Annotated in this window: 19 protein-coding genes; 11 read left to right on the forward strand and 8 right to left on the reverse strand. The window is 67.7% G+C overall.

Features of this window, described 5'->3' with window-relative positions:
• Nucleotides 1-4: 4 nt before the first annotated feature.
• Entirely contained in the window at nucleotides 5-967 is a 963-nt protein-coding gene (locus ACVWZ7_RS12860; protein WP_456508059.1) for an NAD-dependent epimerase/dehydratase family protein, read from the reverse strand.
• 124 nt (nucleotides 968-1,091) lie between these two features.
• Between ACVWZ7_RS12860 and ACVWZ7_RS12865 the strand changes: the two genes are divergently transcribed.
• From ACVWZ7_RS12865 to ACVWZ7_RS12890, 6 genes are all read left to right on the forward strand, one after another.
• Entirely contained in the window at nucleotides 1,092-1,880 is a 789-nt protein-coding gene (locus tag ACVWZ7_RS12865) for a TetR/AcrR family transcriptional regulator (RefSeq protein ID WP_456508060.1), read from the forward strand.
• A gap of 91 nt (nucleotides 1,881-1,971) precedes the next feature.
• Entirely contained in the window at nucleotides 1,972-2,406 is a 435-nt protein-coding gene (locus tag ACVWZ7_RS12870) for a hypothetical protein (RefSeq protein ID WP_456508061.1), read from the forward strand.
• Nucleotides 2,407-2,736: 330 nt separating this feature from the next.
• Nucleotides 2,737-4,599 carry a molecular chaperone DnaK gene (dnaK, locus tag ACVWZ7_RS12875; protein WP_456508062.1) on the forward strand — a complete coding sequence of 621 codons (1,863 nt, stop codon included), beginning with the start codon at nucleotides 2,737-2,739 and terminating at the stop codon, nucleotides 4,597-4,599.
• Between the two features lie 2 nt (nucleotides 4,600-4,601).
• The gene (locus ACVWZ7_RS12880) at nucleotides 4,602-5,267 is read left to right on the forward strand and encodes a nucleotide exchange factor GrpE (protein ID WP_202615864.1); all 666 of its coding nucleotides are present in this window, start codon (nucleotides 4,602-4,604) and stop codon (nucleotides 5,265-5,267) included.
• A 253-nt stretch (nucleotides 5,268-5,520) separates the two neighbouring features.
• Nucleotides 5,521-6,504: a DnaJ C-terminal domain-containing protein gene (locus tag ACVWZ7_RS12885; protein WP_202615863.1), complete on the forward strand. Its 984-nt coding sequence runs from the start codon at nucleotides 5,521-5,523 to the stop codon at nucleotides 6,502-6,504.
• Between the two features lie 15 nt (nucleotides 6,505-6,519).
• Nucleotides 6,520-6,945 (forward strand): heat shock protein transcriptional repressor HspR, encoded by a 426-nt coding sequence (locus ACVWZ7_RS12890; RefSeq protein ID WP_456508063.1) that lies wholly within the window; start codon nucleotides 6,520-6,522, stop codon nucleotides 6,943-6,945.
• A 60-nt stretch (nucleotides 6,946-7,005) separates the two neighbouring features.
• Here the strand turns inward: ACVWZ7_RS12890 and ACVWZ7_RS12895 are convergent, their stop codons facing one another.
• The 4 genes from ACVWZ7_RS12895 to ACVWZ7_RS12910 form a co-directional block, all read right to left on the reverse strand.
• Nucleotides 7,006-8,274: an Ig-like domain-containing protein gene (locus tag ACVWZ7_RS12895; protein ID WP_344366047.1), complete on the reverse strand. Its 1,269-nt coding sequence runs from the start codon at nucleotides 8,272-8,274 to the stop codon at nucleotides 7,006-7,008.
• Complete coding sequence (locus ACVWZ7_RS12900) at nucleotides 8,271-8,780, reverse strand: hypothetical protein (RefSeq protein ID WP_344366044.1); 510 nt, start codon at nucleotides 8,778-8,780, stop codon at nucleotides 8,271-8,273. Before ACVWZ7_RS12900 ends, ACVWZ7_RS12895 begins: the two co-directional genes overlap by 4 nt.
• 1 nt (nucleotide 8,781) lies before the next feature.
• Nucleotides 8,782-9,615, reverse strand: coding sequence for a COG1470 family protein (locus tag ACVWZ7_RS12905; protein ID WP_456508064.1), 834 nt, complete (start codon nucleotides 9,613-9,615; stop codon nucleotides 8,782-8,784).
• Nucleotides 9,616-9,742: 127 nt separating this feature from the next.
• Nucleotides 9,743-10,195, reverse strand: coding sequence for a hypothetical protein (locus ACVWZ7_RS12910; protein ID WP_456508065.1), 453 nt, complete (start codon nucleotides 10,193-10,195; stop codon nucleotides 9,743-9,745).
• Between the two features lie 633 nt (nucleotides 10,196-10,828).
• On the opposite strand from ACVWZ7_RS12910, the gene ACVWZ7_RS12915 reads away from it, so the two are divergent.
• A complete protein-coding gene (locus tag ACVWZ7_RS12915; protein WP_116767261.1) occupies nucleotides 10,829-11,227 on the forward strand; it encodes a hypothetical protein in 399 nt (132 codons plus the stop codon).
• Between the two features lie 91 nt (nucleotides 11,228-11,318).
• Nucleotides 11,319-13,511, forward strand: a complete 2,193-nt coding sequence (locus ACVWZ7_RS12920; protein WP_456508066.1) for an elongation factor G-like protein EF-G2 — start codon at nucleotides 11,319-11,321, stop codon at nucleotides 13,509-13,511.
• Here the strand turns inward: ACVWZ7_RS12920 and ACVWZ7_RS12925 are convergent.
• Nucleotides 13,501-14,910, reverse strand: a complete 1,410-nt coding sequence (locus ACVWZ7_RS12925) for an aldehyde dehydrogenase family protein (RefSeq protein ID WP_456508067.1) — start codon at nucleotides 14,908-14,910, stop codon at nucleotides 13,501-13,503. The two genes, ACVWZ7_RS12920 and ACVWZ7_RS12925, sit on opposite strands and share 11 nt — an antisense overlap.
• Before the next feature lie 368 nt (nucleotides 14,911-15,278).
• On the opposite strand from ACVWZ7_RS12925, the gene ACVWZ7_RS12930 reads away from it, so the two are divergent.
• Nucleotides 15,279-16,748 carry an APC family permease gene (locus tag ACVWZ7_RS12930; protein ID WP_344366030.1) on the forward strand — a complete coding sequence of 490 codons (1,470 nt, stop codon included), beginning with the start codon at nucleotides 15,279-15,281 and terminating at the stop codon, nucleotides 16,746-16,748.
• Nucleotides 16,749-16,846: 98 nt separating this feature from the next.
• Here the strand turns inward: ACVWZ7_RS12930 and ACVWZ7_RS12935 are convergent, their stop codons facing one another.
• Both ACVWZ7_RS12935 and ACVWZ7_RS12940 read right to left on the reverse strand, forming a co-directional pair.
• Nucleotides 16,847-17,818 (reverse strand): AraC-like ligand-binding domain-containing protein, encoded by a 972-nt coding sequence (locus tag ACVWZ7_RS12935; protein WP_456508068.1) that lies wholly within the window; start codon nucleotides 17,816-17,818, stop codon nucleotides 16,847-16,849.
• A gap of 124 nt (nucleotides 17,819-17,942) precedes the next feature.
• Complete coding sequence (locus tag ACVWZ7_RS12940; protein WP_456508069.1) at nucleotides 17,943-18,533, reverse strand: TetR/AcrR family transcriptional regulator; 591 nt, start codon at nucleotides 18,531-18,533, stop codon at nucleotides 17,943-17,945.
• 118 nt (nucleotides 18,534-18,651) lie between these two features.
• Here ACVWZ7_RS12940 and ACVWZ7_RS12945 point away from each other — a divergent pair, with 118 nt between their 5' ends.
• Together ACVWZ7_RS12945 and ACVWZ7_RS12950 are read left to right on the forward strand one after the other, a co-directional pair.
• Nucleotides 18,652-20,598, forward strand: coding sequence for a primary-amine oxidase (locus ACVWZ7_RS12945; protein WP_456508070.1), 1,947 nt, complete (start codon nucleotides 18,652-18,654; stop codon nucleotides 20,596-20,598).
• Between the two features lie 9 nt (nucleotides 20,599-20,607).
• Nucleotides 20,608-21,048, forward strand: a complete 441-nt coding sequence (locus ACVWZ7_RS12950; RefSeq protein ID WP_116767256.1) for a hypothetical protein — start codon at nucleotides 20,608-20,610, stop codon at nucleotides 21,046-21,048.
• The last annotated feature ends 3 nt before the right edge of the window (nucleotides 21,049-21,051 follow it).

Here is a 21,051-nt window from a genome sequence, read left to right on the forward strand (position 1 = left end):
GCCGTCACTGTCCCTGGTCCCCCCACCAGGCGACGGTGGCGGCGGCTGCTTCGTGCAGCGGCGTGGGCGCCAGCCCCAGAGCGGCCTGGCTCGCGGCGGAATCCATCACGAACGGGCGCTCGAACTGGTACAGCGTCTCCACCAGTTCCCGCATATCGGGCGAAAACAATCCCATCGCCTTTAGCGCCCAGCCGGGCAACGCCGTGACGCGCGGGGACCGGGCGCCGGCCGCGTTGGCGAATGCCCCGGCGATCTCGCGCTGGGTCAGCGCCGGTCCGGTGGGCGCATGCCACACCCGGTTCCACACCTGCGGCTTGTCGGCCGCCGCAATCATGGCGGCCGCGAGGTCAGGAACGTAGGTAAAGGAATGCGGCTGATCCGTCCGTCCGATCACCGTCAGGGATTTGCCTGCCAGTACGGGCTTCACCATGCGCTCGCCGGAGTGCGCGGTGCGGACCCGAGGCCCGAAGAAATCGCCTGCCACCACGCTCACGGTGTCCGTTGCGGACTCGGCCCGAGCCTTCAGGAGTGCCGTCCGGACACCCCGTTTGCCGCCCTGCGCCTCGCGGGGGCCCTCCTCGGTCATGGGCCGTTCCGGCGCGCTGTAGGAGTACAGGCTTTCCGGGAAGACGGCGACGGCGCCCGCGTCTCCCGCCGCGGTGAGCACGCTTTGCTCCGCCTGCGGCAGTTCCCTGGCCCAGGCTTCGGCGCTATACCGCGAGCCGTGGATGCAATGGAAGACGGCCGAGGCGCCGCGGAAGGCCTCGCCGAGCCGGGCCGGGTCCGAAACATCAACGGACATTCTCTCAACCAGCGGGTGGGCGGGCCCGCTTCCGGACCTCGTCAGGACGCGCACGCGGTGACCCGCCGCTGCCAGTTGTTCCGTCACCGTCCAGCCCACGGGGCCGGCGCCGGTGACGACGAAGAGACGGGATGGGGTACGCCGAGGGGCTCCGGATTGGGTCATTCTGATCTCCTTAGGATTATGAGAGCAGTGCTCTCGTAATTCAGAATGCGCCGCCAAGTGAACGTAAGTCAAGAGCAGTGCTCACATTTGTTGACAGTGCTCTTGTTTGTGACATGCTGGATGCATGCCCGAGGACAGTGCCAATGCCGCCGTTGAAGCCGCCAAGGAGTACGCCGGGGCCGCCGCCGCGGCTTCCCGGCCCCGGACCCCGCGGGAACGCGCGCGCGCCCGGACTGTGGCCGACATCCTCCGCCTGGGCCGGGAGCACCTGGCGCTGCACGGTGCGGCCGCACTGTCCCTCCGCGCCGTCGCCCGGGACCTGGGCGTCGTCTCCTCGGCGGTCTACCGCTACGTGGAGAACCGGGAAGAGCTGCTGACCCTCCTGCTGATTGACGCCTATAACGAACTCGGCGATGAAGTGGATGCCGCTGTCGCGGCCGTGCCCGAAGGTGACTTCGGCGGCCGCTTTGCGGCGCTGGGCCGCGCGGTCCGGGGCTGGGCACTGCGCGAACCGTCCCGCTATGCCCTTCTCTTCGGCAGCCCGGTGCCCGGGTACCGCGCGCCCGCCGAGCGGACCACCGGCCCCGGGACGCGGGTGATCTTTGCCCTTATGGCAATTCTCGACGGCGCCTTCCGGGCCGGTCAGCTTTCGGTTCAGGGCTGGCGGAGCCCTGCCGTCGCCGCCGGACTTGGCGGGGATCTGGCGAAAATCCGCGCCGAGTTCGGCCTGGCCGTCCCGGATGACCTCTTGGCCCGCGGCGCCCTCGCCTGGACCTCGCTCTTCGGCGCCGTCAGCTTCGAAGTCTTCGGCCAGTACGGCCAGGAAACGTTCACCGCCCGGGAGGAGCTCTTCGACCATCACCTCGCGGTGCTCGCCGACGTCGCCGGGTTGCCGGCGGCCACCGCCCGGTGAAGCGGGCTCCCCTGTTGCCCCGCGGTGACGATCGGTAGACTGCCCCTGCGCCCGCACGGGCGCACCCGATGCTTTCAGGAAGGATCCATCCATGTCTGAAGAGAACATGTCCGAAGAGAACATTTCTGAAAAGAACACGCCTGAAGAGGATATGCCGGAAAAGAACGTGTCGGGCGAGACCACGTCCGGCGAAGCAGAGGCCGAGGGGCAGTATGTCGAGGGCGACTACGGCACCGCGGGCACGGCCGGCGAAGTCCCGCCCACGGCCGTCGAGGGGGAGTATTCGGCGGGGGACTACGGCGACGCCGGCCTGGCCGGTGCGGCCGCTGTCGGCCAGGTGGAGGGCGACTACGCCGCGGGGGACTACGGCGACGCCGGAGTCTCGGCGCCCGAGGCCTCCGGTGAGGAGTCCGTCGCCGAGGAAGCAGAGTACCCGGAGGGCGACTACGGAACCGCCGGAACGGCCGGCGCCGAGCGTGCAGGCCGGCAGGCAGCGGGCGAATCGTCCGGGGACGTCGACCGATAAGTAGTGCAGGCAGTGGTCCCCCCCGCGGGGCCCTCTGCCGCGGGGGTCCGCGCGCTGAAGGTTCGCGCAGGGCGAAACACGGCCCCGGAGCGCGCCGGAAGGCCTGAAATCCGGGGAATTCAGGCGGCAAGGAGAGGCCGCCGACCGCGGCTGGAGCAAAGTTGAGTCGATTGCGCTCAACTTTGGATTGACTTAAATCCGGGTCTGGGTAAAGTTGAGTGTAGATCGCTCAATAACGGTCGGGCCCTTTGTTGTTAGAACCCTTTGCGGTTAGAAGCACTGTGGTCCGCGGATTCCTCAAAGATTCCAAGGAAAGTAAGGAAGCAACCCATGTCACGTGCAGTAGGTATTGACCTCGGAACCACTAACTCCGTCGTCTCCGTTCTCGAAGGTGGCGAGCCCACCGTCATTGCCAACGCCGAGGGTGGCCGCACCACGCCGTCGGTCGTTGCGTTCTCCAAGTCCGGCGAGGTCCTTGTCGGCGAGATCGCGAAGCGCCAGGCCGTCAACAACATTGACCGCACCATCGCGTCCGTCAAGCGCCACATGGGCACCGACTGGACCGTCGCCATTGACGACAAGAAGTACACGGCGCAGGAAATCTCCGCCCGTATCCTCATGAAGCTGAAGAACGACGCCGAGTCCTACCTCGGGGAAAAGGTCACCGACGCCGTCGTCACCGTCCCGGCCTACTTCAACGACGCCCAGCGCCAGGCCACCAAGGAAGCCGGTGAAATCGCCGGCCTCAACGTCCTGCGCATCGTCAACGAGCCCACCGCGGCCGCCTTGGCCTACGGCCTGGACAAGGGCAAGGAAGACGAACTCATCCTGGTCTTCGACCTCGGCGGCGGAACCTTCGACGTCTCCCTCCTGGAGGTCGGCAAGGACGAAGACAACTTCTCCACGATCCAGGTCCGCGCCACCGCCGGTGACAACCACCTCGGCGGCGACGACTGGGACCAGCGTGTCGTGGACTACCTGCTGAACCAGCTCAAGGTCAAGGGCATCGACCTCACCAAGGACAAGATCGCCCTGCAGCGCCTCCGTGAGGCAGCCGAGCAGGCCAAGAAGGAACTGTCCTCCTCCTCCAGCACCAACGTCTCCCTCCAGTACCTGTCCGTCACCCCCGACGGCCCGGTCCACCTGGACGAGCAGCTGACCCGCGCCAAGTTCCAGGACCTCACCAAGGACCTGCTGGACCGCACCAAGAAGCCGTTCCAGGACGTCATCAAGGAAGCCGGTATCAAGCTTTCCGAGATCGACCACATCGTGCTCGTCGGCGGTTCCACCCGCATGCCGGCCGTGTACGACCTCGTCAAGGAACTGGCCGGCGGCAAGGAACCCAACAAGGGCGTCAACCCGGATGAGGTCGTCGCCGTCGGCGCCGCCCTGCAGGCCGGTGTCCTCAAGGGTGAGCGCAAGGACGTGCTCCTGATCGACGTCACCCCGTTGTCCCTGGGCATCGAAACCAAGGGCGGCATCATGACGCACCTGATCGAGCGCAACACGGCCATCCCCACCAAGCGGAGCGAAACCTTCACCACCGCGGATGACAACCAGCCGTCCGTGGCCATCCAGGTCTTCCAGGGCGAGCGTGAGTTCACCCGCGACAACAAGCCGCTGGGCACGTTCGAACTGACCGGCATCGCTCCGGCCCCCCGCGGCGTCCCGCAGGTCGAGGTCACCTTCGACATCGACGCCAACGGCATCGTGCACGTCTCGGCGAAGGACAAGGGCACCGGCAAGGAACAGTCCATGACCATCACCGGCGGCACCGCGCTGTCCAAGGAAGACATCGACCGCATGGTCCGTGACGCCGAGGAGCACGCAGCCGAGGACAAGGCTCGCCGCGAGGCAACCGACACCCGCAACACGGCCGAACAGCTCGCCTACTCCGTAGACAAGCTGATCGCGGACAACGCCGACAAGCTGCCGGAAGAGGTCAAGACCGAGGTCAAGGCCGACGTCGACGCCCTCAAGGCAGCCCTCGAAGGCACCGACGACGCCGCCGTGAAGACCGCGTTTGAGAAGCTGCAGGCTTCCCAGAGCAAGCTCGGCGAGGCCATCTACGCCCACGCAGGATCCCCTGACGGCGCCGCCGGCGCCCACGGTGCCCCCGCAGGCGAGCAGGCAGCGGGCACCGACGAGGACATCGTCGACGCCGAAATCGTTGACGAAGACGAGAAGAAGTAATCATGCCGCACCACGGTAACGAAGAAGAGCACGGTTCTTCCGAGAACCGGCGTGACGCTGAACAGCGGGAAAACGAGCCGCAGAAGCCGGTGATCCACGACAACCGCAAGGTCGATCCGAAGACCGGCCAGGCCCGCCACCCTGACCAGGAACATCATGCGGACTCCGGGGACGCACTGTCCCAGGCGGAGGACATCCTCAACAGCGTTGAGGTGCCCGCCGCCGACTCGGTGGCCCAGGGCGCAGCCGGCGCCGCCGAGGCGGAGGAGCTCAGGGATGACCTTCGCCGCCTGCAGGCCGAGTACGTCAACTACCGCAAGCGGGTCGAACGCGACCGTGCCGTCGCGGGCGAGATGGCCGTCATCGGCGTCCTGAACGCCCTGCTGCCGGTACTGGACGACGTCGATGCCGCCCGCCAGCACGGTGACCTCGCGGACGGACCTTTCGCCGCGATTGCCACCAAGCTGGAGACTGCGCTGAAGACGTACGGACTGGTCCGCATCGATGAGACCGGCGTGGAGTTCGACCCCACGATCCACGAGGCCCTCATCCAGCAGCCCGGCACGGATATTGACTTCGATACCGTCAGCCAGGTCCTGCGTTCGGGCTACAAGTCCGGCGACCGCGTCCTCCGTGCGGCACAGGTGATCGTCGCGGTACCTGCCTAGGTTGCGTTCGGCGCTACGCCGGATAGGGGGCGGTGCCCTCCACACCGCCGCCCCCTATCCGGCCTCCGCGCCAGCGTGTTGCTCGCCTAAAGTGAGTGGACAAACAGCGCGAAGCAGATGATGGGCCCCGGGAGTGGCATCGGGCCTGCCGGAGCGTGGTGGCTGGGTCCGTCAGGACCAAGCCACCACGCGAAGGGGCGGGGGCCCATCATCTGCGAAGCGCACTCTGCATGACTTTTGAAAGGAAACGCCATTGGCTAGCCAGGATTGGGTGGACAAGGACTTTTACAAGATCCTTGGTGTCGCCAAGGACGCTTCCGACGCCGATATCAAGAAGGCTTACCGGAAGCTTGCCCGGCAGCACCACCCGGATACCAACGCGGGCAATGCGGCGTCGGAGAAGAAGTTCAAGGACATCTCCGAGGCCTATTCCGTGTTGTCCGACGCCGATGAGCGCCAGCAGTATGACGCCATCCGGGCGATGGGCGGCGGCGCGCGCTTTGCCCCCGGTGGAGGCGGCGGGGCTGCCGGCGGCGCAGGCTTCGAAGACCTCTTCGGCGGACTCTTCACCGGCGGCGGGGGACGCCATTCCGGCAGCTACAGCACCGCCGGCGGCATTCCGCCCGAGTTCGCCGATCTCTTCGGCGGCGGTGGGTTCGGTGGCGGCGGCCAGTCGTTCCAGCGCGCTCCGCAGAAGGGCGCGGACCGCACCGCGTCCACTTCGATCTCATTTGCCGGGTCCATCCGCGGTACCACCATCGGCTTGCGTGAACCCGACGGCGAGGTCATCGACGTCCGCATTCCGGCCGGCATCAAAGACGGGCAGAAGGTCCGCGTTCGCGGCAAAGGCCAGCACGGTCCCGCCGGCTACGGCGACCTCATGGTCACCGTCTCCGTAAAGCCCCATGATTTCTACGTCCGCGATGGCGAAAACCTCCGCATCCACGTCCCCGTCTCCTTCCCGGAGGCGGCCCTGGGCGCCGATGTCGAGGTTCCGACGATCGACGGCGACAAGGTCAAAGTCAGGGTCCCCGCAGGGACGCCGTCCGGCCGCACGCTGCGCGTCAAAGGCCGCGGCGTCAAGCACGCCAGCGGCACCGGCGATCTGCTGGTGACAATCGACGTCGCTGTCCCGCGGCGGCTGAGCAAGGAAGCGGAGGAAGCCGTGAAGGCCTTCGCCGCGGCCACTGCCGACGAGGACGTCCGCGCGGGCCTGGCAGCCAAGGCCCGGCTCTAGGAACGGAGTCCCGCCATGGCCATCGACTTCGATCAGCCGATCTTCGTCATCTCCGTTGCCGCCGAGCTGGCGGACATGCACCCGCAGACGCTGCGCCAGTACGACCGGTTGGGGATCGTCTCGCCCAGCCGCGCCCCGGGCAAATCGAGGCGCTATTCGCAGCGCGATGTGAACATGCTCCGCGAGGTCCAGCGGCTTTCCCAGGAGGGCGTCTCGCTCGAAGGCATCAAACGGATCCTGCAGCTGGAGAACCAGGTGGCAGCCCTGCAACGGCGTGTTGCCGAGCTGAGCGAAGAACTTGAACGCCGCCCCCGTGCCCTGGACTCCCGCATCTTCGCCGCGGGAGCCGCGGGCGACGTCGTCAGCCTGGCCCGCGGCAAGCGCCCCCAAGCGAGGTCGCAGGCGTTGGTGGTGTGGCGGCCGCGGGGGATCGAAGACTGAATCCTGGCTTAACGCAGGAGTGCCCGGGACCCTGAGGGTCCCGGGCACTCCTGCGATGTGTCAGAAGGACGAACTCGAGCCTGCCACCGGGGTGACGGCAAGGGCGTTGCCTGCTACGTCCCGCATGCCACCTGTGGGCGTGTACGTCGGCACAGCGGCCTTAACCGTTCCATTGTTCGCGCTTCCCGTGGCCAAGGCCCCCAGTGTGATGGTGAGCATCCGGGTGGCGGGGCTCCAGCTGACCGTCGAGGCGGACCCTCCGGCACCCTTGTAAGTGAGTGTTCCCGACGGGGAGTAGTTTCCAGCGAGGGCGACGCTGCCAATTCTCGACGTCGGGCAGGCCGAGCTGTCCACGCTGACGCTGAGGACGTTGCCCGCGCTGATGGTGACAGTGACCTGGTTGTCCCCGCTGAGGGTCCCTGCGGCACCGGGGGCCCAGCTGCTGCAGATTGTCGAGGAGTCCAGGGCTTCGAAGAAGGTGATGGTGGCCTTGTCGCCGGGTTCGATCTTGCCGCCCTTGCCGCCGCCGTCGGCCAGCACCACCCCGGACACCGTCGGGGCAGTGACGTCCTTGACGGAGGTTACTGTGCCCGGCGGTGTGGGATTGCCCTGGTTGCCCGCGGTGTCGGTCGCGACGGCGCTGTACGTGAGCGTCCCGTCAGCCAGAGACGAGAGGTTCACAGCGGTGTTCCAGGCTCCGGACGCGTCCGCGGTCACAGCAGCGGTGACGGTATGCACGGGGGTGCCGGCGTCCTTGACCGTCAGGGCAATGGATGCCCCGGGTTCGGTGGTGCCGCTGACGGGTACGGTGGCGACGGTGGCGGAGTTGACATAGGCCGGGGCCGAGACGGTAGGGGCGGCTGGCGGGGTGGTGTCAACGGCGGCGCCTGCGCTCCGGACGCTCTCGGGTCCTTGCCACTGCCCGAGTACGGGGGTGACCGTGTAGTACCAAGTGCCGGTCGGGACGCCTTGGTCGGTGCAGCCCAGCCCCGCGGTAACCGTGCCCGTGCAGGTTCCCCCCGCGGCGATTCTGGTGCCGCCGGATGCGGAAGCATAGCGGGCCAGCGTGTAGCCGCTGACAGGGCGGCCGGCAAGGGTGGCGGCGGCCTTCCATGCCAGCGTGACATTTCCCGCAGACACGCTGGCCGAAGGCGTGGCGCCGGCGGCCACGGCATCAGCGGCGGCCGCCGCGGACCCCCCGTTCGCGACCGACGCCCAGAAGGCGTTGGCCCCCGGACCGGCCCACGAGAGCAGGGCAACGCCGGCAACGATGACGGCAACGCGGCTCCGGATGCTCGGGTGTGCCTGGCGGGTGTTGCGACGGCTCATCGTCGGGCCTCCACGGTGACGGGAATTTTGAAGGTCGCGCCCTGGCAGGCGGACTGTGACTGGGCGGACATGCCGGCCGCGCCCGGCAGGGTGACCAGCAGGGATGAGTTAGCCGGGATGGTCACGGCAGGTGCGAGCGGTGCGGCCGGGGCCGTGAAGGACACCCCGGTGGTGGTGCATCCGGAATGGGCGGCATCGGCCGTGATTGCCCCGCTGGAGGCCACCGAGTACAACTGAACCGCGAACGCGTTGGGGTTGCTGGCGCGGAGGATGACGTCAGCGCTGCCGCCCGGAACCAGACTGGTCCGGTTCGAGTCGCCGGCAACAAACGCGTCGACGGCGACGGTCTGCATCGGGGCTGCGGCTGCGGCACCGGAACCCGTGCCGGTAGTGGCCCAGTAGGCGTAGGCGGTGCCGCCACCGGCCAGCAGACAGAGCGCGGCGGTAGCGGCGGAGGCAGTTCCGGCGACTCTGGTGCCGCGCAGCATGGATCGTGTGGATTGCATGTCAGTTTCCCTGCCCTGATCCCGAGTAGGCCAACTGGAGGACTGCGCCCTTGCAGCCGTCCTGGAGACGAGGAGTGTCGAGCATTGCGATCCGCGGCCATTGGGCGGATGGAACGCCAAGTTGTGAGAGCGAGCTGCTGCCGGCCGGAACCGCCAGGGGATAGCGCCCGCTGAACTGCACCACGGCATAGTCCTGCGCCGTGCAGGGCAGGCTAGCCGCGATCGCCTTCGCGGTGCGGACTACACCCGCGATCGAGACCGTCAGGTTGCCGACGTCGATGCTCTTATCCGGGTTGTTGAATCCGAGGTCCAGCGGCCGGCTCGTGCCGGGGGCGAGCAGTCCCGCCACATCGCCGGAGAGCCCGAACACCCGAAGGGGAGCCTTGACCCGCAACTGGGTTTGTACGGAAGCCGACTGGATCGCGCCGCTCTGGCCCGTCACGGTCAAAGCGTAGTCTCCGGCGGCAGTAGAGGATGCCGTGGATACATTCATGCTGAGCTGGGCCGTACCCCCGGCCGTCAGCTTGACGGACGACGGCGAGAAGCTGGCCGCTGCCCCCGCCGGGAGGCCGGCGACAGCCAGCACTACCGTGCCCGCAAACCCGCCCGTGGAGCTGACGGTTGCGGAATAGCTTGTGGCCTGTCCCTGGTCCACGTTCCGGCTGGACGGCGTGACCTGCACCAGGATCCCGGGCTTTTGCGGGGCCGACTGCTGCCCGGCCGCGTAGAGCGTGCCCGCCGGCAGGAAGATGGCCAGCAGGCCAATGATGAGGACGCGGCCGGCGAGGCCCGCGTGATCCCCTGCGAGCCGGAAGAACCGCAGTAGATGCTGCATTCCCTATCCTCCTTCGACCCGGCGGCATGGCGCGGATCGTGGGTGTCGGCGGTGGCTGATGCGTTGTTGTGCGGAGGCCCGAAGGCCGCCCCGGCGGGCCGCGTGTCCGGCCCGCCGGGGACGCCAGCTATACGCTGCCGACTGTGACCGTGACGATGGCCGACTTGCAGGCATCCTGGTTGGCGGCGCTATTGAGGAACTCCAGTGTTCCCGTCCCCACCTGGGTGCCTGTGCTGTTCGCCGCGACCGGGGAGTTCGACGTATCGGCGCTGACCGTGAACCATGCCGGCAGACAGGTATCCACGCTCGTGGTCACCTTTGCGGTGAGGGCGCCGACGACGGTGCCGGTGTTGGTGCTGTTGTCGGCCGTGTACGTCACGGGCACCGAGTTGCCCGGTGCCAGGCCGGCCGCGAAGCTTGCATGCAGGGTCACGGTGCCGCCGCCGGTGGAGTTGGCAGCGGTGCCGGTGCCGGCGCCGGTGGTGGTCCAGTAGGCGTAGGCAGTGCCGCCGCCGACGGCCACGAGGGCGACTGAGGCTGCAACGGCGATGACCTTGCTCTTCTTGGTGAGCTTGCGCATTTGTGAGACTCCTTGTGTGGGTGGCACCCGGACAGGAGTCAACAGGCCTGAGCCGCATTCCCCCCAATCCTGCGGTTGCCGCGCTGAATCGATGGCCCAATCGTTGCGGGGAAGAGCGGACGGGACAACGCGTAGTTGTACTCGTCTTTTCGCCCCGGGATTACCTACTCCCGAGTAAGGTACTCGCGTTTCGGCGCGGAGAGCTTCTGGTTTCCGCACGGAAACTACGTGCGCGGCGGGACGAAACGGTGCGACATTACGCGCGTGCGGACGGCCTCGAGCCGCCGTGTCCGGCCTGGATTAGTGGAGCAAGTAGTCTGCTTTTATCCGCAGCTCCGGGCGGATTCAGCAGACGCGGTGCCGGCATGCCGTGGCGCCCGGGCAAGTAGCCGCGGCAACGAACTGAGTACTGCGGAGCGGAAACGGGTAACGTGCCTTCCGATAGTCGGGTACCTGAAGCGCGTGACTTCAGGCTAGGGCCGCGCGTTGAATTGGGGTGTCAGAAAGTCTGGTGTGACACGCTCGCAGCTCCTTCGGGAAGCCCGGGCGGAGCCAGCACAGCAGCGTAGAGGCCGGGGGGCATCGCATGCATGAGTCAGCTGAGTTTGGACCGTCCACGTTCGCGGGCACGCGATGAGCCCGGGGCTCCAGGCGGCCGTCCTGTTTGCCGGCTCGCTGCCAGGGCACATTCTCATGTCCCTGGGGCAGGCGCTCGTGGTGGTATGCCTGTGCTTCGACTTCGTCCGCGCAGTCTCCGTCCCGCGGTCCCACCGCCGCTATGTGGCCAACACCGTCTTCCGCACCCTGGCCCTGCCGTCCATCCTTGTCATGGCGTTCAGCGTGCTCCTCGATGCCGCGTCCGGCTCCTGGACAAACGTCGCCGCGGGCGTCTTCATCCTGGTCGCCGTGATCTTCCGGTGGCACCACGACACCGACGAAGACAATTGGTGGAAGGGCAAAGGAAAGGCCCTGGGCCGCTGGCTCAAGGACCGGGCGGCCTCCGGATCCCTGGTTGCTCCGGCCGCGGCGTGAAAAAGCCCTTGCTGTCCGGGCGTCCCAGGGTGTCCAATCCTTAACGGAAGGCCCTGCGGGGCACGAGTGGACGCCACGCCAGGAGGATTTCATGCCATCGAAAGCCGCCAAGACTCCGTCGAGGGGTCCGGCACGGGGCACGTCTGACCTCCGGCGGGCCGACGCCAACGGCTCCGCGCCGCCGGAGCAGCCGGACAAGATCCGCAATGTGGCACTTGTAGGCCATTCAGGTGCTGGAAAGACGATGCTCACTGAAGCTCTGCTTGCCGCCACCGGGGCCATCACGCGCAAGGGCTCGATCGCCGACGGCACCACGGTGAGCGACTCGGATCCCGCCGCCATCGCCCAGCAACGCTCCGTGGCACTGGCCGTGGTGCCCGTGACGGTCGGCGGCATCAAGGTGAACCTGCTGGACACTCCCGGTTATACGGATTTCATCGGAGAACTGCGCGCCGGGCTGAGGGCGGCGGACGCGGTGCTGTTTGTCGTATCGGCCACCGACGACGTCGACGCCGCGACCACCGCGCTCTGGAACGAGTGCCAACGGCTCGGAATGCCCCGGGCCGTGGTCATTAGCCGTCTGGACCATCCGCGCGCGGATTTCGACGCCGCCCTTGCCCGCTGCCGGCTGGCGTTTGGCGACTCCATCGTGCCGCTTTACTTACCGGTCAGCGCCGACGGTGCCGTCACCGGCCTGCTGGGGCTGCTGACCGGCACGGTTTCCCAGTACGGTTCGGACGAAGCGGCACCCGCAGCCCGCGCCGCGACCGACGTCGAGCTCGCCGGGTCGGAGCCCGCGCGGGGCGCGCTTATCGAAGGGATCATCGCCGAGAGCGAGGACGAGACGCTCATGGACCGGTACCTCGGGGGTGAAGAAATCGCCTCCGAAGCCCTGATCGCCGATCTGGAGACCGCCGTCGCCCGCGGGTCCTTTCACCCCTTGCTGCCGGTGTCCGCGGAATCAGGACTTGGCCTGGCGGAACTGCTGGACGTCCTGGTGCGCGCTTTTCCCACGCCGGCTGAGCGCGGGGTCCCGACAGCCACGGACCTCGACGGCGTGGCCGCCGGCCCGCTGGCCTGTGACCCTGAAGGGCCGCTGCTCGGCGAAGTGGTGCGCACGACGATCGACCCATTCCTCGGCCGGGTCTGCCTGGTGCGCGTCTTCTCCGGCGTCGTGCGGGAGGACACCGCCATCCACGTGGGCGGCCGCGGCATGGCGGACCGCGGCCACGAGGACCACGACAGCGACGAGCGCATCACGCACCTGTACTCGCCGCTCGGATCCGGTCTGCGGCCGGTAGCGTTCTGCGTGGCCGGGGATATCTGCGCGCTGACCAAACTGGGCACCGCGGAGACCGGCGACACGATTTCGGCCAAGGAGTCGCCTTTGCTGGTCGCCGCCTGGGACATGCCGGATCCGCTCATGCCGGTGGCCATCGAAGCGGCCACACACGGCGATGAGGACGTCCTGGCCAGGAACCTGGGCAAGGTCATCGCCGGGGACCCGACGCTGCGGGTGGAACGGAACTCTGAAACCCACCAGCTGATCCTGTGGTGCATGGGCGAGGCCCATGCCGACGTCGTCCTGGGCAGGCTGCGGGACCAGGGAGTGAACCTGCAGACCGTACCGGTGGTCACCCCGCTGCGCGAAACGTTCGCCGCGCCGGCGGCCGGCCACGGGCGGTATGTCAAACAATCCGGCGGCCACGGCCAGTACGCCGTCTGCGACATCGAGGTGGAGCCCCTCGAGCGCGGCGCCGGATTCGAATTTGTCGACAAGACGGTGGGCGGGGTGATTCCCGGGCCCTTCATCGCCTCGGTGGAAAAAGGCGTGCGGGCGCAGATGCAGAAAGGCGTCTCCGCCGGATTCCCCGTGGTGGATATCCGGGTGACGCTGGTTGGCGGCAAGACCCACAGCGTGGACTCCTCCGACGCGGCCTTCCAGGCGGCCGGTGCCCTGGCCCTTCGCGAAGCCGCAGCGGCCACCCGGATTCAGTTCCTGGAACCGGTCTCGGCTGTGACCATCAGCGTTTCGGAGGACCACGTGGGCGCCGTGATGAGCGACTTGTCCTCCCGCCGGGCGCGGCTGACGGGAACGACGTCCGCCGCGGACGACAGCACCGAGATCAGCGCCGAGGTTCCGGACCAGGAGCTGCTGAAGTACGCGGTGGAGCTGCGGGCCTTGACCGCCGGCAGCGGCCGGTTCCGGCGCAGCTACCTGCGGCACGAACCCGTGCCGCAGGTAGCTGCGCCGGCCCCCAATAAGAGCGGCGTCAGCCGTTGATGACCTGGGGCACGCCGAGGGCTTTGAGGCCTTCGACGCCGAATTCGAGGCCGTAGCCGGATTGCTTGGCTCCGCCGAAGGGGATGCGGGGGTCTACGGCGCCGTGTTTGTTGATCCAGACGGTGCCGGCTTCGAGCCGGGCCGCGACGGTGCGGGCTGCGGCGGGGTCGGAGGACCACACGGAGGCGCCGAGTCCGACGTCGAGGGCGTTGGCGTTGGCGACGGCTTCGTCGACGGTGCTGTAGCGGATGATCGGCAGGGCGGGGCCGAACTGCTCCTCGGCGACGAGCGGGTTGTCGTTGTCGATGTCCGCGATCAGGGTGGTGGGGTAGAAGTGGCCGGTCCGGTCCGGGTCGGGGTTGCCGCCGAGCAGGACCCGGGCACCGGAGGCCTTGGCGGCATCCACGAGCCGGGCGACGATGTCGTATTGCTGGCGGTTCTGCAGCGGGCCGAGCACGTTGGCCTCGTCCAGGCCGATGCCCATGGGCATCGCGGCGGCGACGTTGGTGAGTTCCTCGCAGACGGCATCGTAGATGTCGGTGTGGACGTAGAGGCGTTTGAGGGCCGCGCAGGTCTGGCCGGTGTTGATGAACGCGCCCCAGAACAGGCCTTCGGCGATGGCTTTGGGGTCGGCGTCGGGCAGGACGATGCCGGCGTCGTTGCCGCCGAGTTCCAGGGTGAGGCGTTTGACGGTGTCCGCGGAGGACTTGATGATGGCCTTGCCGGTGGCGGTGGAGCCGGTGAACATGATCTTGCCGATGCCGGGGTGCCCGGCCAGGGCCTCGCCGACCTCCCGGCCGCCGGAGACCACGGACAACAGGCCCTCGGGGAGTTCCTCGTTGATAACGGCGGCGAGGGCCAGGACGGAGAGCGGGGTGTATTCGGAGGGTTTGACCACCACGGCGTTGCCCATCCGCAGGGCGGGGGCGAGCTGCCAGACCGTGATCATCATGGGCCAGTTCCAGGGGCCGATAGCGCCGACGACGCCGATGGGCCGGTAGTGGAGTTCGGCGCGGGTTTCGCCGTCGTCCACCACGGTTTCCGGCTCCAAAGCTGTGGTGGCGGCGACGCGCAGCCAGGCGGCGCAGGCGCCGACTTCGAAGCGGGCGTTGGGGCCGTTAAGGGGCTTGCCCTGTTCACGGGAGAGCAGGCGGGCGAGTTCCTCGGCGGAGCGTTCGACGGCGTCGGCTGCCCTGAGGAGCGCGGCGGAGCGGGCGTCGTGGCCCAGGGCGGCCCAGGCCGGCTGGGCAGCCGTTGCGGCCGCGATGGCCTGCTCCAGGTCCTCAACGGTGTGGACCGGGGCCTGTCCGACCGGCTGGCCGGTGGCGGGGTCCAGGATGGTCCGGGTTTCCCCGGACGTCGGGGAGATCGAGGCGAGAAGGGCGTCGTAGGTTTCCATGGGTGTACTCCACATCGAGTAGTTGAGGCGCTGGTAGTTAAGGCACAGGTAGTTGAGGGCTGGGTCATTGAAGCGCTGTGTTGTTGAGACGCTGCACGCGGCGCAAGATGGTTCCAGAGCGCCCGTACTGTCATGTCCGAGTTTCCTCCGGTGCCGGACCTGCAGTCTTGTCTTTGCGCGAACTGCAGTTGACCCGCTGCGAATGATCGCGAGGGCCCGGGATTCCATTGCGCTGGGGAACAACAACCGATCGCTGAGCGACAAGAGCGTGACGCGCGCCACCTGCCATGCTGGATTTCACGGTGCAACGCACCCCCCATATTCCCAGACCGAAATTTCCCAGACTCATGACCGTTAAGAAGGATCCGATGAGTATTTCAAAATCCGAGTCCCCGACCGCAGAAGCCAGTCCTCGCACGGAGCACTCCACCGCGCTGCGCGCCGGAAGCGTCGGCGTCATGGGCATTCTCTTCTTTGTGTTGTCCGCCCAGGCGCCGTTGACCGGAATCGTCGGGGCGTCACCGCTGGCCGCGGCCCTCGGCAACGGTCCCGGCGCGCCCGGCGCGTATCTGGTGGTGGGCATCGTGATCGTGATCTTCGCCGTCGGGTTCGTCGCGATGAGCCGCAAGATCCAGGCCAACGGCGCCTTCTACGCCTATGTCACCGCCGCCTTTGGGCGGAAGATCGGGGCCGGAGCGGCGTGGCTCGCGCTCCTCGCGTACAGCACGGTCCAGGCTGCGATGTACGGGCTATACGGCGCCGCGTTTTCGGGCGTCCTCGGAACCGCCGGGATCGTGGTTCCCTGGTGGCTGCTGGCCATGATCACCATGGCGGGCGTGCAGGTGCTGGGATCCCTCAACATCGAACTCGGGGCCCGGGTCCTGGCGGTGCTCGTAGGCCTCGAGGTCGCGATCCTGCTCATGTTTGGCTTCACCGTGCTGCTGCGGGGCGGAGGACCGGAAGGGCTCAGCCTGGCTGCCTCCTTCTCTCCCGCGGCGATCGGCGCAGGCGCCCCGGGCGTAGCCATCATGTTCGCTGTCGCCTCGATGTTCGGCTTTGAATCCACGGCCATCTACTCGGCCGAGGCCAAGGACGCCCACCGCACGGTGGCCCGTGCCACCTATCTTTCGGTGGGGGTCATCGCGGTCTTCTTCTCCTTCATTTCGTGGATGCTGGTCAGCTACTACGGCCCCTCGCACGTCATCGACGCCGCGGGCGCGGCCCTGGAATCCGGCGACTCCACGTCCTTCGTGCTGACACCCATGGTGGAGCTGTTCGGGCCGTGGGCCGGAACCGTCACCGGCATGCTGCTCGTGACTTCCCTGCTGGCCGGCATCATCGCCTTCCACAACGGCATCAACCGCTACCTCCATTCGCTGGCCCTGCGCGGGTCGATGCCCCGCGGAGTGGCCCGGACCAACCGGCACAAGGCCCCCGCCGTCGCCGCCCGGATCCAGACCGTGGTCGCTTTCCTGCTCGTGGCGCCGTTCGCCGTGCTGTCCCTGGACCCTGTCCTGACCCTCTTCTCCTGGTTCAGCGGGTTGGCCGTGGCGGCGCTCCTGGTCCTGTACATGCTCTGCTCCCTGGCCGTCGTCGCGTACTTCCGGCGCGAAAGGGTGCCCGGCCAGCTCTGGCAGACCGTGGTGGCACCGGTGCTCGCCACCGTGCTGCTTGGCTGGGTCCTGTCCCTCGTGATCAGCAACTTCACCGCACTGATCGGCGGCAGTGCCGAAACGGCCGTGGGCCTGCTGCTGACTGTGCCCATTGTGTTCGCCGCCGGCGTGCTGGTGGAAGTTGCCGTGGAACGCAGGGCCGCGCGAGCCGAGGTCTCCGCCTAGCTGTCGGCGCTGGACACCAGCCTTGGACACAGAAGGGGCGGTGCCGGACACATCCGGCACCGCCCCTTCCGCGTCCGAATCCGGGTGGAAGGCCAGGCTCAGGCGCCGCGCCGCCAGTCGCTGGGGGATTCGCCGAAGGCATCACGGAAGGTACGGCTGAAGTGGGCGGCATCCAGGAAGCCCCAGCGCGCGGCCACGGCCCCTACCGGCATGCCGGCCAGGAGCGGATCCCGCAGTTCGCGGCGCGCCCCTTCCAGCCGCTGGGTCCGGATCCAGCTAGCCACGGTGGTCCCGGATTCATGGAAGACGTTATGCAGATGCCGGGTGGAGATGAAGTGGGCCGCCGCGATGGACGCCGGCGAGAGCATGGGATCGGCCAGGTTGGCGTCGATGTACTCGCGGACGGAGGCCGCGAGTAGGGCCTGCGGCCGCATCCGGTCCGGGGACATGTCCAGTTCTGAGTGCAGCATCGTGGAGACGAGATCGAGGGCGTTCGTCGCAAGGCGCGAGCCGCTGGGGCCGCTCAGCGCATCCAGGTTCTCCGCGAGGTGGGAGATGAACGGCCCGACGATCCCGGCGAGGCCGCTGTCCGCCGCCATCCGCACGGCCGAAAGCTGCGCGATGCAGTCCGGCGGCAGGGACAGCGCATCCCAAGGGAACATCACCACCATGAGCCGGGCGTCCCCCTCGAAGGCAAGCGTGTACGGGCGGCTGGTGTCGTAGATGGAGAGGTCGCCAGGGCACAGGAGGGCCTCGCGGTTGTCCTGGATGAGGAGTCCGGTGCCCTGCAGTTGGAGATTGAGCTTGAAGTAGCGCTGGTTGGACTGGGCAATCAGTGCCGGCGTGCGGTGGACCTCATGGCTCGTGGAGGAGACTTCGACGATCGCCACGCGGTCCAGCCTGCGGGACCGCATGCGGCCGCGGAAGTTGTCCGCATCGCGGCTCGAGGCGCCCAGGGGAACGAAGGACTCCGCGATGAGGTGCCGCCAGTGCTCGAAGGAGGCTGCCGTGCTGGTCTGGACGTCCTGCCCGGCGGGACTGGACGATGGTCGGGCTGCAACTGCGGTCATCGAAGATCCTGACGCCGTCGTATTTTGGGGACTGTGTCATGGGACACACTCCTTTTAGGGTAGCCCCGCAGCCCGCCGATGTCATTTTTTTCGACAGCTGGCGAAAAAAGACTGTTGCAGGCGCCTAGCAGCCGAGCAGGGTCAGGAATCCCTCCAGCTGCTCGTTCAGCCCGAGTTGCACCTGGCCTTCCGGGGCGAGCGCCGCCGCGATCTGCGCGCCGAGGAGGAGGTTGAGCAGCTGGCCGGCCAGGGCGGCGTCGTTGACGGCGGTGGTGACGGCCCCGGCGTGCCGGGCCTCGGCCAGGTACCGCCGCATGGCCGCAAGCCACTGCTCCATCGAATCCCGGTGGATCCGGGCCTTGTCGGGGTCGTTGATGGCCTTCTGCCAGAACGGGATGACAATCCGGGCCTCATTGATCCGCTCCTCATCCAGCGGCAGCACCTCGACGCAAAATGCCCGCAGGGCCGCGAGCCCGACCTGCCCGGCGGTGACTTCCGCGATGCGCTCGTTGGTGCGGTTGAAGACGTGCCCGAACGCGAAGGTCAGCAGGTCATCCTTGGTGGGAAAGTACGGCTTGAGGGCGCCGTTCGCAAAGCCGGCCTCGAGGGCAATTTCCCGCATGGTGGCACTTTCGATCCCGAGCCGGGCGATAATCCGCCATGTGGCGTCGACGAGTTCGAGCCGCCGCTGGTCGTGGTCGACAATCTTTGGCACCGGACAGCTCCCCAATTATTTTGCGTCGGACTCTTGTGGCACAGCTTACATTTCCGTATTCTCTACAAGTATAGAAAATAAAGTTCTGACCCGCCAGGGTCCCCGATCGAAGGCCGTCATGATGACCGCACAAACTGACACCCGCACTCCGTATGGCCCGTACAGTCTGGCCGCGGACGTCGAAATCACCGCAGTCCAAGGCATCCTGCGAGCGGCGGGCCTGCTGGGCGAGAGCAAGCGCATCGCGTACCTGGGCCTGGTGGACCCCGCCAGGAACGCGCCGGAGGCAAGCGAGGACCGCCGGTTCCGGGCCTTCATCCACGACGTCTCGGGAGGGCGCCCGGCCGACGTGACCGTCTCGGTGTCCAGCGGTGCGGTGGTCTCCGTCGTCGAGCTGGACACAGCGGTGACCGGCGAGCTTCCTGTCCTGGAAGAGGAGTTCGAGGTCGTCGAGCAGCTCCTGGCCACGGACGAGCGGTGGCTCAAGGCGCTGGCCAGCCGCGGCCTGGACGTCAGCAAGGTCCGCGTCGCCCCGCTGTCTGCCGGTGTGTTCGAATACCCGGAGGAAAAAGGACGCCGAATCCTGCGTGGCCTGGCCTTCGTTCAGGATTTCCCGGAAGACAGCGCCTGGGCGCACCCCGTGGACGGTCTCGTGGCGTACGTCGACGTCGTCAGCAAGGAAGTCACACAGGTGCTGGACACCGGCGTCGTCCCGATTCCCGCCGAACACGGCAACTACACGGATCCTGAGCTGACCGGGCCGCTGCGGACCACGCAGAAGCCCATCAACATCACCCAGCCAGAGGGGCCCAGCTTCACCGTCACCGGCGGGAATCACATCGAGTGGGAAAAGTGGAGCGTCGACGTCGGCTTCGATGTCCGCGAAGGCGTGGTGCTCCACAACCTTGCGTTCCGGGACGGCGACCGGCTGCGTCCCGTCATCAACCGGGCGTCGATCGCCGAAATGGTGGTCCCGTACGGGGACCCGTCGCCGATCCGGTCCTGGCAGAACTACTTCGATACCGGCGAATACCTCGTGGGCCAGTACGCGAACTCCCTGGAGCTTGGCTGCGACTGCCTCGGCGAGATCACGTACCTCAGCCCCGTCATCAGTGACGCCTTCGGCAACCCCCGCGAGATCCGCAACGGCATCTGCATGCACGAGGAAGACTGGGGGATCCTGGCCAAGCACAGTGACCTCTGGACGGGCATCAACTACACCCGCCGCAACCGCCGCCTGGTGATCTCCTTCTTCACCACCATCGGCAACTACGACTACGGCTTCTACTGGTACCTCTACCTCGACGGCACCATTGAGTTCGAGGCCAAGGCCACCGGCGTCGTCTTCACCTCCGCCTACCCGGAGGGCGGATCGGCCAACATCTCCCAGCTCGCCCCGGGCCTGGGCGCCCCGTACCACCAGCACCTGTTCAGCGCCCGCCTGGATATGGCGATCGACGGCCTCACCAACCGGGTTGAGGAAGAAGACGTGGTCCGGCAGGCGATGGGCGAAGGCAACGAACGCGGCAACGCCTTCTCCCGGAAGCGCACCGTGATCGCCCGTGAATCCGATGGCGCCCGCGAGGCCGACGCCCGCAGCGGCCGGACCTGGGTCATCTCCAACCCGGAATCACGCAACCGCCTCGGCGAACCCGTGGCCTACAAGCTCCATGCCGAAGGGCAGCCCACCCTGCTGGCGGACCCGGAGTCTTCCATCGCCCGGCGTGCCGCCTTTGCCACGAAAGACCTCTGGGTGACCCGGTTCGCCGAAGACGAGATGTACCCCACGGGCGACTTCGTGAACCAGCACGCCGGCGGAGCCGGTCTGCCGGCCTACATCGCCCAGGACCGGGACCTGGACGGCCAGGACATCGTCCTCTGGCACACCTTCGGCCTCACCCACTTCCCGCGGCCCGAGGACTGGCCGATCATGCCCGTGGACACGGCCGGCTTCAAGCTGCGCCCCGAGGGCTTCTTTGACCGCAGCCCCGTCCTGGATGTGCCCGCCAACGCCCAGCAGTCCTCCGGTTGCCATGGCGACGCCGGCGGCCACTGCCACAGCTAGTCCGACGCCGTGAGTGTCGCCCTCAGATGGGGCCGCCGGTCCGGCATCGTGCTCCATCCCCGGATCTGCGCCGCCGTGACGGCGGGGTCGTGCCTCGCGCACCTGTGGCTTGTCGCCGGGAACCAGCACGGGACCTGGCTAAACGTGCTCATGCTCGCCATGGTGGCGGTGTGCCTGCCGTGCGCCGTGCACATCTGGCGCCACGGACGGGTCAGCTCCCTGCGCCAGGTCATGGCCTCGGCACTGGTGATGACCGGGGTCCACGCGGTTCTGCTCCTCGGCGTCGGGTCCGGCGCCGAGGGCCACAGCCATCATGGTGCCGCGGCCGCTGCCTCCGGTGCGGCGCCGTCCGGTGCCGGTGCGCTGCTGGCGGTCATCGTGCTGGAAATGACGACGGCGCTGCTCGCCGCGACGCTCCTGGCCCGGCTCCGGACCCGGCCCCGCGGCTGAAGT

Source organism: Arthrobacter sp. TE12232, from assembly GCF_054062615.1.